Annotated in this window: 11 protein-coding genes and 1 pseudogene; 2 read left to right on the top strand and 10 right to left on the bottom strand. The window is 68.3% G+C overall.

The features are described 5' to 3' along the window. Positions 1–26 precede the first annotated feature (26 nt). Genes ACTWQA_RS47760 through ACTWQA_RS47740 form a run of 5 tightly spaced genes read right to left on the bottom strand, consistent with a single transcriptional unit; the run spans position 27 to position 5,368 of the window. On the bottom strand, positions 27–1,058 hold the full coding sequence (locus ACTWQA_RS47760) for a LacI family DNA-binding transcriptional regulator (RefSeq protein ID WP_443165486.1): 1,032 nt from the start codon (positions 1,056–1,058) through the stop codon (positions 27–29). Between the two features lie 48 nt (positions 1,059–1,106). Beyond that, positions 1,107–2,228 (bottom strand): glycoside hydrolase family 172 protein, encoded by a 1,122-nt coding sequence (locus ACTWQA_RS47755; protein ID WP_443165485.1) that lies wholly within the window; start codon positions 2,226–2,228, stop codon positions 1,107–1,109. A 29-nt stretch (positions 2,229–2,257) separates the two neighbouring features. Further along, positions 2,258–3,085 (bottom strand): carbohydrate ABC transporter permease, encoded by an 828-nt coding sequence (locus ACTWQA_RS47750; RefSeq protein ID WP_327585603.1) that lies wholly within the window; start codon positions 3,083–3,085, stop codon positions 2,258–2,260. After that, positions 3,082–4,074 (bottom strand): carbohydrate ABC transporter permease, encoded by a 993-nt coding sequence (locus ACTWQA_RS47745; protein ID WP_443165484.1) that lies wholly within the window; start codon positions 4,072–4,074, stop codon positions 3,082–3,084. The genes ACTWQA_RS47750 and ACTWQA_RS47745 overlap by 4 nt, the downstream gene beginning before the upstream one ends. After that, a complete protein-coding gene (locus ACTWQA_RS47740) occupies positions 4,064–5,368 on the bottom strand; it encodes an ABC transporter substrate-binding protein (protein WP_443165483.1) in 1,305 nt (434 codons plus the stop codon). The genes ACTWQA_RS47745 and ACTWQA_RS47740 overlap by 11 nt, the downstream gene beginning before the upstream one ends. Positions 5,369–5,572: 204 nt before the next feature. On the opposite strand from ACTWQA_RS47740, the pseudogene ACTWQA_RS47735 reads away from it, so the two are divergent. Together ACTWQA_RS47735 and ACTWQA_RS47730 are read left to right on the top strand one after the other, a co-directional pair. Further along, positions 5,573–5,752: pseudogene (locus ACTWQA_RS47735) on the top strand (PfkB family carbohydrate kinase); the annotation flags it as partial. A gap of 82 nt (positions 5,753–5,834) precedes the next feature. Further along, entirely contained in the window at positions 5,835–6,473 is a 639-nt protein-coding gene (locus ACTWQA_RS47730; protein ID WP_443165482.1) for a DUF5110 domain-containing protein, read from the top strand. Between the two features lie 243 nt (positions 6,474–6,716). Here the strand turns inward: ACTWQA_RS47730 and ACTWQA_RS47725 are convergent, their stop codons facing one another. The 5 genes from ACTWQA_RS47725 to ACTWQA_RS47705 are packed head-to-tail and all read right to left on the bottom strand — an operon-like array spanning position 6,717 to position 13,179. Next, entirely contained in the window at positions 6,717–8,183 is a 1,467-nt protein-coding gene (locus tag ACTWQA_RS47725) for a glycoside hydrolase family 30 protein (protein ID WP_443165481.1), read from the bottom strand. Further along, positions 8,180–10,153: a beta-galactosidase gene (locus ACTWQA_RS47720; protein ID WP_443165480.1), complete on the bottom strand. Its 1,974-nt coding sequence runs from the start codon at positions 10,151–10,153 to the stop codon at positions 8,180–8,182. The genes ACTWQA_RS47725 and ACTWQA_RS47720 overlap by 4 nt, the downstream gene beginning before the upstream one ends. A 13-nt stretch (positions 10,154–10,166) precedes the next feature. After that, complete coding sequence (locus ACTWQA_RS47715) at positions 10,167–11,072, bottom strand: carbohydrate ABC transporter permease (protein ID WP_443165479.1); 906 nt, start codon at positions 11,070–11,072, stop codon at positions 10,167–10,169. Continuing rightward, positions 11,069–11,986, bottom strand: a complete 918-nt coding sequence (locus ACTWQA_RS47710; RefSeq protein ID WP_443165478.1) for a carbohydrate ABC transporter permease — start codon at positions 11,984–11,986, stop codon at positions 11,069–11,071. Before ACTWQA_RS47710 ends, ACTWQA_RS47715 begins: the two co-directional genes overlap by 4 nt. Next, positions 11,977–13,179 (bottom strand): ABC transporter substrate-binding protein, encoded by a 1,203-nt coding sequence (locus ACTWQA_RS47705; RefSeq protein ID WP_443165477.1) that lies wholly within the window; start codon positions 13,177–13,179, stop codon positions 11,977–11,979. Before ACTWQA_RS47705 ends, ACTWQA_RS47710 begins: the two co-directional genes overlap by 10 nt. Positions 13,180–13,205 lie beyond the last annotated feature (26 nt).

Below are 13,205 nucleotides of genomic sequence, written 5' to 3'. Positions count from 1 at the left end.
CTTTCCGGTGATGACGCCGGTACGCCTCAGGCGGACGGTGCCGCGACCGAGGACCGGCGGATGAGGGGGCAGGGCAGGGTCCGGACAGGGACATCGCCCGCGTTCCTGGCGGGGTCGTCGATCAGCTCCATGAGGCGATCGACGGCCCAGGCGCCCATTTCGTAGTGAGGCAGTTGCAGCGTGGTGAGGCCGGGGTACAGGCCGTCGGCGATGTACTCCTGGTTGTCGAAGCCGACGACGGACACGTCTTCGGGGATGCGCAGCCCGAGTTCGGCGGCCGCACGGTAGGCCCCCATGGCCATGCGGTCGTTGTAGCAGAAGATCGCGGTGGGCCGGGGCGTGCGCTCCAGCAGCCGGCGGCAGGCCAGGTAGCCGCCGGTGGTCTCCGACTCCTTCTGTACGACGAGTTCGGGTTCGTAGGCGATGCCCGCCTCCTCCAGCGCCTGGCGATAACCGCGCAGGCGGCCGTGGGTGGCGGGGACGTCGTCGCTGTTGAGGGCGAGTCCCACGCGCCGGTGGCCGTGGTCGAGCAGCTCCCGGGTGGCGTCGTACCCTCCCCGGATCTCGTCCGGGACCACGGCGGGTGGCCCGTCGCCTCCGGTCCTGGCGTCGGCCAGGACCAGCGGGAGACCGCGCAGCTCGGACGGGACCGTGACGATCCGGTGGTACATCGTGGCGTACAGCACCCCGTCGACCTGTTGCTGGTGCAGCGCCTGGATGCCGCGCGCCTCCGCAGCCGGGTCGCCTCCGGTGTTGATGAGCATCAACGCCCACCCTCGGGTCATCGCGACCTCCTGGGCGCCGAGGATCAGCCGGCCGGCGTGCGGGGTGGTCGCTATGTGATCGCTGATCATCCCGAGCATGTGGCTGCGCTGGGTGCGCAGGCCGCGGGCCATCTTGTTGGGGGCATACCCCAGCCGCTCGGCCGTCTCGCGTACCCGGCGACGCGTGTCGTCGGGCAGCCGGGAGCCTACGACGTCGTTGAGCGCACGGGAGACGGTCGTGATGGACACGCCTGCCTCGCGCGCGACGTCACGGATGCTCGGCCGCCTGGTCACCGCGTCACTCCTCTTCTGGGGGATCCTTTGATGGCGTGGTCGGCCGCATCACTCGTCCCAGAGGCCGTGCTCGGGCCAGCGGCGCGGCAGCCGCTCCTCGACCGGGGGGAGATCGGCATGAGGGGCGTGCGGGTGGAGCTGGTACCAGTACGCGACGCTGGAGAAGTCGTTGCCCTGGTCGTTGGCGTGACCATGTTCAATGGTGACGCGGATGGACTCGGCAAAGCGAACCGGGTCCTCGATGTGGAAGCGGTACAAACTCCACAACCCGAAGTGCTCCTGTGGGCTGCTGGCCAACGAGATCCCGTGGTAGGGCCCGGCGTACGCCCCACTGGGGAATCCCCACGCGGCGTTGAAGTAGTCCTCGGTGCCGGTGCCGTGCAGGGACGGCGGCCACTGCTCACCGTCGATGAAGATCATGTCGTCGCCCTCGCCCGGCCAGGTGAACTGCTGGTTGGAGGCGTCGAAGTTGTCGATGCTCAGCACGCAGCCGACATAGTGCCCGGTGCCGGTGGCGTCCAGGATGACGTAGTTGTCGTCCCCGGTGAGGTTGACGCCCGGCAGCTCCCACGGCGGGGGGTTCTCCGCGCCCGCGGGGTGCACGACCTTCTGACAGGGCTTCTCCTGCCGGTAGTAGGCGTGGAAGCGGCCCATGTCGTCCGGGATCGGCTCCTTGGTGAGCTCGTAGTCGACGTAGTAGAAGAAGTTCTCCACCGGCATGTCGCTCTCGTTGCGCAGCACGATCTTGGCGTGCGAGCCGAACGGCATGGGGAAGTAGCAGTTCATCGCGGCGGCGAACGGGCCCTTGGGGCCGCGGCGCGGGCCGAAGACCATGCTCAGCGGCAGCGACACGTAGTGCGTGCAGGTGGCGTGGCCGACGCCGAAGAAGTCGCCGAGCGGGCTGCGTACGCTGGGGTTGTCCTCGCCGTCCCAGTACATCTCGATGACGAGCTTGCGCAGGTACTTCTCCGAGTAGCACCGGGTGGTCAGCCAGATGTGCTCGATGATCCCGCTGCCGTCGATGTCGGCGAGCACGTGGGTCTCGCCGGGGGCGACGACGGCGAAGTCGCGGTTACCGCCGGTGCGGTCCCAGCTGGACGATCGCCGCGATCGCCCGGCCTTGACGCGCGGAAGTCCGCCCAGCGGGCTGGTCGGCTGCCAGAACTGCATTGATATGTGACCTTTCGTGAGGTTGTGGGTCAGCCCTTGACGGCGCCGAGGGTCATGCCCGCGACGATCCGCCGCTGGAGCAGCAGGGTGAACAGGACGACGGGGACCGAGTACAGGGTGGCCAGTGCGGTCATGGGCCCCCATTGCAGGCCGTACTGGGTCTGGAAGTTGGCGATGACGATCGGTGTCGTCTGTGCCCGCACCGCCGTGAGCAGCAGCGCGAACAGGAATTCGTTCCAGGACGCGAGGAACGCGAAGATCGCGGTCACCGCGATGCCGCCGCCGACGACCGGCACCACGATCCGCACCAGCGCCTGCAGCCGCGTGCAGCCGTCGACCACGGCCGCCTCCTCCAGACTGGGCGGTACGGCCTCGAAGAAGCTGGCCATCAGCCAGATCGACAGCGGCAGCGAGATCGTCGTGTGGGCCAGGGCGAGCGCGGTCGGCGTGTCGGTGATGCCCGCTGTGCTCATCAGGTTGACCAGCGGGACTCCGATGGCGACCGGCGGCACCATCCGGGTGACCAGGGCGAGCATGATGAAGATCCGCCCGCTCACGGTCCCGTAGCGGGTGATCCCGTATGCGGCTGGGACCGCGAGCAGGACCGACAGCACCGTGCTGATCACGGCGGTGGAGGTGCTGTTGATGAACGAGGGGATCACGCCGGGCGTGGCCAGGGCGGTGCCGTAGTTCTCCAGGCTCCAGGCCTTGGGCAGCACCGTCGGCGGCACGGCGATGGCGTCGGTGGGCAGCTTGAGTGAGGTCAGGATGAGATACGCGAACGGGAACGCGTACAGCACCACGATGCTGGCCAGCAGCGCCCACAGCAGCGTGCGGGTGCTCGTGCGCGGGGTCATCGCTGCGCCCCCTTCCCCGGCCGCCAGATGGTGGCGACCGCGATCAGCGCCACGCCCAGCATCGCGATCAGATAGAGGGTGCCCATGGCGCTGGCGAGCCCCGGCTCGCCGAACCGCACCATCGTCCGGTAGATGAGCAGGCTGAGCGTCTCGGAGGCCGACTGCGGGCCGCCGTTGGTCTGGATGAGGATCACGTCGAAGGCCCGCGCCGCGTCGATGCCGCGTACGACGAGCGCGACGGCGATGACCGGCCGCAGCAGCGGCAGCGTCACCCGGGTGAGGGTGTGCCAGGGTCCGCTGCCGTCGAGATGGGCGGCCTCCAGCACGTCGCCCGGGATGTTCTGCAGTCCGGCGAACAGCACCAGGGCCATGAACGACGTGGTCAGCCAGATGTCCGGCAACGCTACCGAGAACAGCACGATGTCCGGGTCGCTCAGCCAGCCGATCGCGTCGGGTCCGTCAATGATGCCGAGCCGGGTGAGCAGCTCGTTGACGATGCCGAAGTTGTCGATGAGCAGGAACCGCCACAGCAGGCCCGCCACGACCGGGGCGATCATCAGCGGGTACAGGAACAGGGTCCGGACCCACCTCGCCCGCCTGCCCAACGCGTTGAACAGCAGGGCCGCCGCCAACCCGAGGGCGAACTCCAGCGTGACCACGAGCATCGTGTACAGGGCCGTACGGCCGGCGGCGCCGAGGAACTCGGGCGAGGTCAGTGCCTGGCCGTAGTTGGCCAGTCCGGTGAACTCGCGCGTCCCGGCCAGCGGGGCGATGTCGTACAGGCTGTCCACGACCAGCTTGACCAGCGGCCAGCCGACGAACACCGTCAGGAACACCGCCGCCGGGGCCATCAGCGCCAGCGCGAACCGGTTGTCAGTGAGCCCACGGCCGGGCCGCCGGTGCCGTACGTGATCATCGCCGGCCCGGATAGCGCCGCCGGAGGGCCGGGGATCGGCCCGGCCCACCGTGGGGTTCGGACTACTGGGCAAGGCTCTGGACCTTGTCCTTGGCGGCGGCCAGCAGGCCCGCGTAGTCGGCGTTCGGGGTGAGCGACTGCTGCAGCGTCGGGATCAGCACCGTGTCCACGATCTGCTGCCACTTGGCCGTCGCAGGGCGTGGCTTGGTGGCCGTCGCGTTGAGGGTCTCCAGCAGCGGCTTGAAGTGCTCGTAGCCGGGCTTGTCGGCGTACTGCTCGAATGCCGACTTCCGCGCGGCCAGCCCGAGCGAGGACTCGATCGCCATCGCGTTGTTGTCGTAGGCGAACTTGACGAACTCGGTGGCCAGGTCGGCCTGCTTGGTGGCCTTGGGCACCGAGAGATACCAGGGGCCGGGGATGCCCGCCACTCCGGCGGCTCCGCCGATCATGGGGGCGGCGCCGACCTTGCCGTGCACCAGGGAGTCCTTCGGGATGAGCGGAAACGCATGCGCCCAGAACCGCATCATCGCCGTCTTGCCCTGGTTGAACAGGTTCTGCGCGCCCGCCCAGTCGAGCTGCGCGGCGCCGGGCGGGCTCACCTTGAGCTTGTTGTTGAGGTCGCTGTAGAACGTCAGCGCCTTCAGGTGCTGGTCGTTGTCGATGATGACCTGGCCAGAGGCGTCCAGAACCACGCCCGGCGACCCGGCCTGCAGCACGTGCGCGAGGAATTCGGTCTCGACCGCGCCCTTGACGTCGGTGCCGTACAGCTTGCCGTCGCGGGTGAAGAACGCCGCCGCGTCGTTGAACTGCTCCCATGTCGTGGGCGGGGCGAGCTCGTAGCCGTACTTCTTCTTGAAGGCGGCCTGCTCGTCGGTGTCCTCGAACAGGTCCTTGCGATAGAAGAGGATCTCGGCGTTCGTCCACACCGGCATGCCGACGAACGTGCCGCCGACCTGCGCCTCGGTCACCAGGGCAGGGAACAGATCGGCCTTGACGTCCGCGGTGAACAGCTCGGTGAGGGGGCGAACGGCTCCGGCGAACGCGGTCAGCCAGATCGCGTCCAGCGCGGCCACGTCGAAGCTGAGCGTGCCGGAGGACAGTTCGCCGGACAGCCGGTTGAACAGGCCGTCGTACGGCAGCTCGATGAACGTCACCTTCGCGCCGGTCTTCGCGGTGAACGCCTCGGCGATCTTCGTCAGCTCCGCCTTGCCGCCCGCCTCGACCAGGACGCTGAGCGCCTTGGCGCCGCCCGTGCCCGATCCGCTCGTCGTCCCGCCGGCGCCGCACGCCGTCGCCAGTACCGCCAGGCCCGACACGCCCGTCCACTTCAACAGGTCGCGCCGGGACAGCCCTGAGTTGTGAGGCATGTGCCCTCTCCCATCAGCCTGGGGCTCATGCGGCGCACCCCGAACCGCTGCTGAGCAAAAACGTTTGCGCAAACGTAAGCCTCCATATCGAGGGAGGTCAAGAGGGCGCCGGAAACTTCGTCGTAATGCCCATGGAACGAGTCCCTGTGCTTGCAGAATCGATTCATCACGTGTCACCATGTCGCCGACACGAGGGGAGGGCACGTGACGTTCCTGGTGATCGGCGAGAGCATCGTCGACCTGATCGGCACGCTCGACGCATCGCGGTTCAGCGCCGTCGCGGGAGGCAGCCCGCTCAACGTCGCGGTCGCCCTGGCCACGCTCGGGCAACCGGTCAGACTCGCCAGCGAGATCGGCGGCGACTTCTTCGGCGACCTGCTGCGGGGCCATCTCGGCAGGCACCTGCCTGCACACCGGATCGCTGGCCACGCTCGTCGGGTCCGGCGCCGCACATGTCCGCGAGGTGATGCGGGCCGCGGCCGGCGCCGGGGTCATCGTCTCCTACGACCCCAATATCCGCCCCTCACTCATCGGCGACCGGGCGTCTGCGCTCACGCTGGTCGAGGAGTGTGTACGGCTCTCGCGGCTGGTCAAGGTCAGCGCGGAGGACCTGGCCTGGCTGTATCCCGGCGAGCCGGACGGCACAACCCAGCAGGTGACCACTGGCTGGGACGCGATGCCGGTGTTCATCAAGTCCGGCGGCATCCTGGCCAGCCGCGCCGACAACGTGACCAACGACGTGCAGAACCCGCTGAACAAGGTCAGCCTGACCGTGGCCGGTGGCGCGAACGGTCAGCTCTCGCTCTATGAGGACGACGGGCACAGCACCGACTCGGCACAGTCGGCCACCACCGCGGTCCGCTACACCGAGGACGGCGGCAATCACCGACTGAGCATCGCTCCGGTCCACGGCCGCTTCCGCGGTCAGGTGACCGAGCGGCAGTGGACGCTCATCTTCCGCAATGCTGACGCGCCGACGATCGTGCAAGTCGACGGGCAACGGATACCGGCGACCCAATGGTCGTACGACCAGACCACTCGCACCTTGACAGTCACCACGACGAGCAGGCCGGTCAACCGCGCCACCACAGTCAGCTACCGCTGAGACCAACCCGTGCCGGGCGGCTGCCTCCGCGATACCCCACGAGAGGCAGCCGCCCAAGCACGCACCACCAGGCCCCAGAGCTCACCACGACCGGGATCACGAAGCTGCGGCGGCCATGCAACACGCGCAAGTTGTCGAGCAGATAGCCCTGCCCGCCTGCAGCGGCGGAAGGACGATCTCGCCGGTGTCGGTGACGTCCAGGCATGCGCCGCAGGAGCCCTGCTGCGATTTGGGGGGATGAGATCAGCGGAGGCGGAAGGTCGCCACGCCGCCGGAGGGAAGCTCGTAGGAAAAGTTCGTGCGACCCATGGAGACGTTGAAGCGCTGGCTGCCGGCACCCCAGTCGTCGTTGACGGCCAGGAGGTAGACGGAGCCGTCGGGGTTACGGAAGGTCACGCCGATGACGGATCCGGCATAGGAGGAGGTGCCCAGGCGGACGGCTCCGCGCTTGATGAACTTGCCGGCGTGGCCGAGGACGTAGTACTCGGCGGTCGGGGTCGCCTTGCCGGTGGCAGGGTCGATGGTCACGACGCCGAAGCAAGTGGCGCAGCCGCCGTTGTGGGGGCCGCCGGCGGGGTCGAGCGCGAGGTTCCAGGAGATCACGGTGGACGCCCAGTGCCGCGTTCCCCATACGGTGAGCTGCCGGGTCTGCCAGTGCAGGGTGTCGGCGAAGGTCGTCGCGGGGTTGGCAGACTGGCTGCCGGAGCATTCGGTGAGGAGGATGTCCTTGCTGGGGTAGGCGTCATGCGCGGCCGACATGCGGTCGGGGTCGCCCGCGTAGCAGTGGAAGGCCAGCCCGTCGATCTCCTTGGCGGCCTGCGGGTCGGACATCAGGGTCTTGACGTACTCGGGGTCGGCCGGGTCGTCGGCCGGTCCGGAGTCGTTGGGGTGCAGGCTCCAGTTGTGGTCGTAGCCGAGGATCTGCGTGTCCAGGCCGGCGGCGTGTAGCTTGGGCCCGAGCGCCTTGATGACCGCGGCCGACTCATCGGGCCGCAAGTCCATGCCCGGATAGCCGTCGGGGTTGCGGTTCTGCGGCTCGTTCTGCACGGTGAGCGCGTCGACCTTCACTCCTTCGGCCTTGTACGCCTTGACGTACTTGACCAGGTAGTCCGCGTAGACGTCGACGGCGTCGGGCTTGAGCCTGCCGCCGATGAGCGAGTCGTTGGTCTTCATCCAGGCGGGCGGCGACCATGGCGTGCCGATGATCCGCAGCCCTGGGTTGATCGCCTTGGCGAGCCTCAGCAGGGGCAGGATCTCCTTACGGTCGTGGGCGATGGAGAAGTGCTTGAGGCCCGGGTCGGTCTGTCCTGCGGGCATGTCGTCGTAGGTGTGGTGCGGTCCGTTGACGAAGTCGGAGGAGCCGATCGGCTGGCGCAGGTAAGACAGGCCGAGACCGCGGCTCCCTGGGCTGAACAGCGAGCGCATGATCCCATGCTTGTCGGGCGAGGTGACGATCAGGTGAGCCGAGGAGTCGGTGAGGGACGCACCGAAGCCGTTGACCTTCTGGTAAGTCTCGCCCGGATTCACGGCGATGGTGGGCGCGGCGGGGTCGGCGGGCCGGAGGAGATCGGTACGGTCGGCCAGCAGGTTCCGCTCATCACCAGTGGTCAGCCAGACCTGGGCAACGGGCTTGGCGTTGGCGTTGGCAGGGGGCACGACGATCGTGGTGCTCGCCAGAAGGGCGGCGCACCCTAGCGCTGTCTTCTTCACGTTGCGTTCTCCTCCATGAGGGTGGACCCGCCGATCCGGCACAGATCGGTGGACTGAGGCGCGGCGATGTGCTCGCTGTCGAAGCGGATCGAGGCGGAGACGGCCGACCCGAGATGGCTGTTGGTGGCCTTGACGAGGTGGTCGTCGAGTCGGCCCGCGACGACACGCAGGACGGCCGCGCCGCCCCTGGCCGCGACGATCTCGATCTGATGGGTGCGGCCCCGGTGGCGGAGTTCCAGTTCGATCAACGGATCGGAGTCGTTTTGGACCAGGACGGTCACATAGCAGGCGTCATGGTCCGGGTGGATCCGGAGGTAGGCGTCAGCCACGCCGGACAAGACGGTGACCCCGTCCTCCGCGGTGAGGTCGCCGGGCGCGGTGCGGCGCAGCGCGTCGGCGAGGATGGTGCAGGGTTCGCCGTGCTCGTCGTAGAGGGGTTCCGTGCCCTCGAGGTGGACGTGTCCACCGGCGGCCAGATGGGCGGCGAGCTTCTCTTGGACTGCGCGGTGCATGAACTGTCCGCCGTGGAGAGCGATCCGGTCGTGCCCGGCCAGGTCGGCGTGCTCCAGATCGACGATTCGATAGTCGTGGCCGGCGGCGCGCATCCGGTGGTGGAAGTCCAGCAGCGGGCGTCCGCACTGCTCGGCAGCACCGGGCGACCAGGCGCCGATCGCGGCGTAGGGGGTGTAAAGGCCCCAGGTGGCGTAGGTGACGGGAACGCATTCGAGGTACTCCGTGCCGTGGAGTGTGAAGTAGTCGGCGAGCATCTTCACGGCCGCGGCCTTGGCGGTGGGCCTGCCGTCGCCGTCGATCGGCGGGCAGTCCGGGTAGGGGGCCGACAGGACGGCGTCGAGCGCGGGTGTCCAGTCGGTGGTGGCGATCGCGGTGTAGATGTTGAATCCGGTTGCACCGGCCGCCAGGGCGAGGAGGGTCTGGTGGAAGCTGGTGGCGCCTGAGGCGTAGGCGGTGTCGTACAGCTTGGAGAAGCCCCAGTTCTCCTCCATGTTCGGTCCGGCGGCGCGTTTGGCGGCGATCACGTAGCGGGCGTGGGCGGATCGGTCGGCGGAGACCACGCCCATCCAGTTGGTGAAGCCGTACTGCAGGCCGTTCCAGGTCTCCGGCCGGACGCGGGCGAGCCAGGAGTCCAGGTCGCCGTCGTCGCCCGCGGGCGGGTTGAGGTTGAGCACGACCGGGACGGGCGGGGCGAACGCGTCGGTCCAGCGGCGCAGCACCTCCTGAAGGTAGGCGGTGTGGAAGCGACCCCAGTCGACGTGCTGGAGCGGGGTCGCCGGGCCGCGTGGTGGCTCGATCTCCGCGAGGGTGGTGTACGCGGTGCCGTGCCGTGCGTTGTAGCCGGCGACGTCTCCGTACTCGCGGGCCAGGACGGTGCGGAAGAACTCCAGCCCGGACGTGCTGTAGTCGTAAGCCGACAGTGGGCGGGCGCCGTTGGTGAACAGGCCTTCGTTCCCGATCTGGCTCCCGATGATCGGCCCTGCGGGCGTCACCAGGTCGGGGGTGAACAGGGCTTGGCCTGCGTCACGCAGCCACCGCTCGGCGAGCGCGGCGAAGCGCGAACCGAGGGGGGCGGGAAGCGGCCACGGGACGGCGCTGCCGTCGGCGTCGAGTTCGGATCCCGACCATGTGGCAGGAGCTCCGTCGGCGTCCAGCTGCGGCTCGATCGCGGGATCGGCGAGGGGGCATACCCAGTCGGGCAGGCCGCCGTAGTTGAGCTCGGCGTGGACGAACGGGCCGGGTTTGACGATGACCTTCAGCCCGAGCTCACCGCAGAGCCGGACGAAGTCGACCGCGTCGGTCAGGTCGGGCGGTGCGGCGGCGTCGGGCTGGTGGTGCCGCCACGGGATGTAGGTGGTGACCACTTTGACGCCGGTTGCGGCGACGAGGGTGGTCAGCCGGTCGCGCCATACCTCGGGGCGGTCGCGGAAATACGGGTACTCGGCGGTGATGAGCAAAGGGAGGCTCCGATTACTTGAGTCCGGTGAACTGGATGCCGTCGAGAATGCGGCGCTGGAAGATGAGGAAGATGAGGATCACGGGCATGACCGCGACGACCGCTCCCGCCATGACGAGGTGCGGCTGGGCGACCCGGCCCGAGGCGAGCGCTTGGAGGGCCAGCGGCAGGGTGTACTTCTCCTGGTCGCTGAGGATGACCAGGGGCCAGAGCAGGTCGTTCCAGTGGAAGATGAACGCTGTGATCGTCACGACCGCGAGCGCCGGCCGGGCCATGGGCAGCGCGATGCTCCAGAAGATCCGCAGCCGGCTCGCGCCGTCCATCATGGCGGCCTCCTCCACCTCCTTGGGGTGGGTCAGGAAGAACTGGCGGAGCAGGAAGACGTCGAACGCCGAGACCAGGCTCGGGACGATCAGGCCGGTGAGGCTGTCGGCCATGCCGAGCCACTGGGTGACGTAGACCTTTGGCACGAGCAGGGTGACGCTTGGCAACATGATCGTTGTCAGCAGCGCGGCGAACAGCCGATCCCGTCCGGGGAAGGGGATGCGGGCGAAGGCGTAGGCGGCCAGTGCCGCGCAGAGCACCTTGAACGGGATCAGCACGGCGACGACCAGGACGCTGTTGAGAAATGCGCCGCCGAACCCGCCCAGCTCGAAGACCTCGGTGTAGCTGGCCAGGGTGCCTGCCCACTGGCCGTCCTCGGTGGTCGGCAGCAGGTGCGGGGTGGAGGTGAACACGTTCTGCGGCTGCTTGAACGAGGTGGCGACCATCCAGGCGAACGGGGCGAGCGCTACGAGCGAGCCGGCTACCAGGAGCAGGAAGGCCAGGACGCGCAGCGCGGCCGGGGCGCGCCGTCCCGACCGGCTCTCCGGGCGTCTGTGACCCACCGGAGGACGGGTCCGTTCGGCTATCAGGGTCATGAGGCGGCGTCCCTTCGGCTGAGGCGGAACTGCAGCGCCGTGATGAGCAGGGTCGCTATGAACAGCAGGAACGACATGGCACTTGCCGCGCCCATCTCGCCGTCCCGGAACCCCGACACGTACAGCTGCAGCACGTAGGTGAGGCCCGCCGACTCCGGTCCGCCGATGTCCCTCCCGAAGAGCACGTAGACGACGCCGAACATCTGGAGGGCGAAGATGATCCCGGTGACCGTCAGGTAGAAGGTGGTGGGGCGCAGCAGCGGGAGCGTCAGGTGGAACAGTTGCGCGCGCCGGTTCGCGCCGTCGATCTCGGCGGCCTCGTACAGGTTCCGTGGGATGCCTTTCAGTCCGGCCAGGAAGATCAGCATCGCGGTGCCCGATTGCCAGGCGGCGATCAGCACGAGCGCTGGGACGACCATTTCCGGAATGCCGAGCCAGTCGGGCCCGTCGATCCCGATCAGGCCGAGGGCCCCGTTGATGAGGCCGAACTGCGGGTCGTACAGCCACCGCCAGATCGCGGCGACGGCGGCTTCGGCCGTCACGACCGGCAGGTAGAACGCGAGCCGGAAGAAGCCCTGTCCGCGCCGGACCGCGTCGATCAGGTAGGCCTGGACGAATCCGGTGAACAGGGCGGCCGGGACGGCCAGGACCGCATAGAGAAGAGTCACCCGGACCGAGACCCAGAAGTCGGGGTAGAGATCGCGGTCGAAGAGGATCTCCTGGTAGTTCCGCAGGCCGGTCCAGCGGGGTGCGGAGGTCATGTCCCACTCGGTGAAGCTGAGGAACAGCGCACCTGCGGCGGGAACCGCCATGAAGACGATCGTGTGCAGGACTGCTGGGGTGACGAACAGCCAACCGACGAACGCGTCGGAGCGGGCGCCCTTTCGGGCGCCCGCCTGCCGTATCAGCTCCATCCGAGGACCTTGGCAGCCCGGGTGGCGGCGGCGTTCAACGCGTCGGCGGGTGATTTGTCACCGTCCACACCCTCTTCGATGGCCTTGGCCAAGACGTCGTCGTTGACCTTGATCCACTCAGTGAGCGCGGGACGGGGACGTGCCGACTCCAGCTGCTGGATGACGATCTTCATGTCGGGGTCGCCGGCCAGCGCCGAGGTGGCAGCGGCCTTCTTGTTGACGGGGAAGTTGCCGGTGATGTCGGCGTACTGCGCGTTGTGCTCCGCGCTGGACAGGAACTTCAGCCACTTCCAGGCGCCGTCGGGGTTGTCGGCCTTGCTGAACACGACGCCGTTGTCGCCGCCGATCGTGGAGGCCTCCTCCAGCTTCTTCGGCAGCAGGGAGACGCCGAACTTCAGCTGGGGGAACTGCTCACGGATGCCCAGGACGTCCCAAGGGCCGGAGAAGGTCATGGCGGCCAGGCCCTTCTGGAACGCCTGATCGGTGTTGGTGATCTTCCTCGGGGAGCTGGCCAGCAGGGTGCGCCACAGGCCCAGCGCCTCCTGGCCTTGAGAGCTGTTGAAGGTGATCTTCTTGGTGGTCTCGTCGGCCATCGTTCCGCCGGCCGACGCGACGAAGGCGGGGAAGATCCAGGCGCCGAAGCCGTCGCCCTTGGGCAGGGAGACCCCGGCGACGTTCGGGTGCTCGCGGTAGACCTTCTCGGACGCGGCGATCAGCTCGTCCCACGTGGTCGGCGGGGTCTGGATGTACTGCTTGTTGTAGAAGAGCACCACCGTGGTCTGCTGGAGGGGTATGCCCATCAGCTTGCCCGCGACCTTGTTGGTGCCGAGGGCACCGGGGTAGTAGTCGGCCTCGTCGATCGTCCCGGCGGGGACCTCGGCGAGCTGGCCGCCGTCGGCGAACCTGGCCATCTGGGGCTGGTCGAGGTAGCCGGCGTCGGGGGCGCCGCTGCCGTTGAGCGCGGTGGCGAGCTTGGTGTTGTAGTCGTCCTTGGGGATCTCTGTCAGCTTGATCTTGATGCCGGCGTTGGCGGACTCGAAGTCCTTGGCCAGTTGCTTGACCTTGACGACCTGGTCGGGCGTCGGCTGGTAGTACCAGAAGTCCACCGTCTGCGTCGCGGCCTCCTGGCCGCCTTCGCCTCCACAGGCCGTCGCCGCAAGGGAGACCGCGAACAGGGCTGCGGCCATTCTCATCTGTGTTCTCATCTGGGATTCCTGTG

It is taken from the genome of Nonomuraea sp. 10N515B, from assembly GCF_052245915.1.
Classification (GTDB): Bacteria; Actinomycetota; Actinomycetes; order Streptosporangiales; family Streptosporangiaceae; genus Nonomuraea.
The sequence above is the reverse complement of the archived record's forward strand: the minus strand, read 5'-3'. Positions and strand labels throughout refer to the sequence as shown.

What these genes read in the sequence shown, in the direction of transcription:
- ACTWQA_RS47755 (WP_443165485.1), bottom strand. Translation starts at nt 2,228, where the DNA reads ATGCAGTTCTGGCAGCCGACCAGCCCGCTGGGCGGACTTCCGCGCGTC.
- ACTWQA_RS47750 (WP_327585603.1), bottom strand. Translation starts at nt 3,085, where the DNA reads ATGACCCCGCGCACGAGCACCCGCACGCTGCTGTGGGCGCTGCTGGCC.
- ACTWQA_RS47740 (WP_443165483.1), bottom strand. Translation starts at nt 5,368, where the DNA reads ATGCCTCACAACTCAGGGCTGTCCCGGCGCGACCTGTTGAAGTGGACG.
- ACTWQA_RS47730 (WP_443165482.1), top strand. Translation starts at nt 5,835, where the DNA reads ATGCGGGCCGCGGCCGGCGCCGGGGTCATCGTCTCCTACGACCCCAAT.
- ACTWQA_RS47715 (WP_443165479.1), bottom strand. Translation starts at nt 11,072, where the DNA reads ATGACCCTGATAGCCGAACGGACCCGTCCTCCGGTGGGTCACAGACGC.
- ACTWQA_RS47710 (WP_443165478.1), bottom strand. Translation starts at nt 11,986, where the DNA reads ATGGAGCTGATACGGCAGGCGGGCGCCCGAAAGGGCGCCCGCTCCGAC.
- ACTWQA_RS47705 (WP_443165477.1), bottom strand. Translation starts at nt 13,179, where the DNA reads ATGAGAATGGCCGCAGCCCTGTTCGCGGTCTCCCTTGCGGCGACGGCC.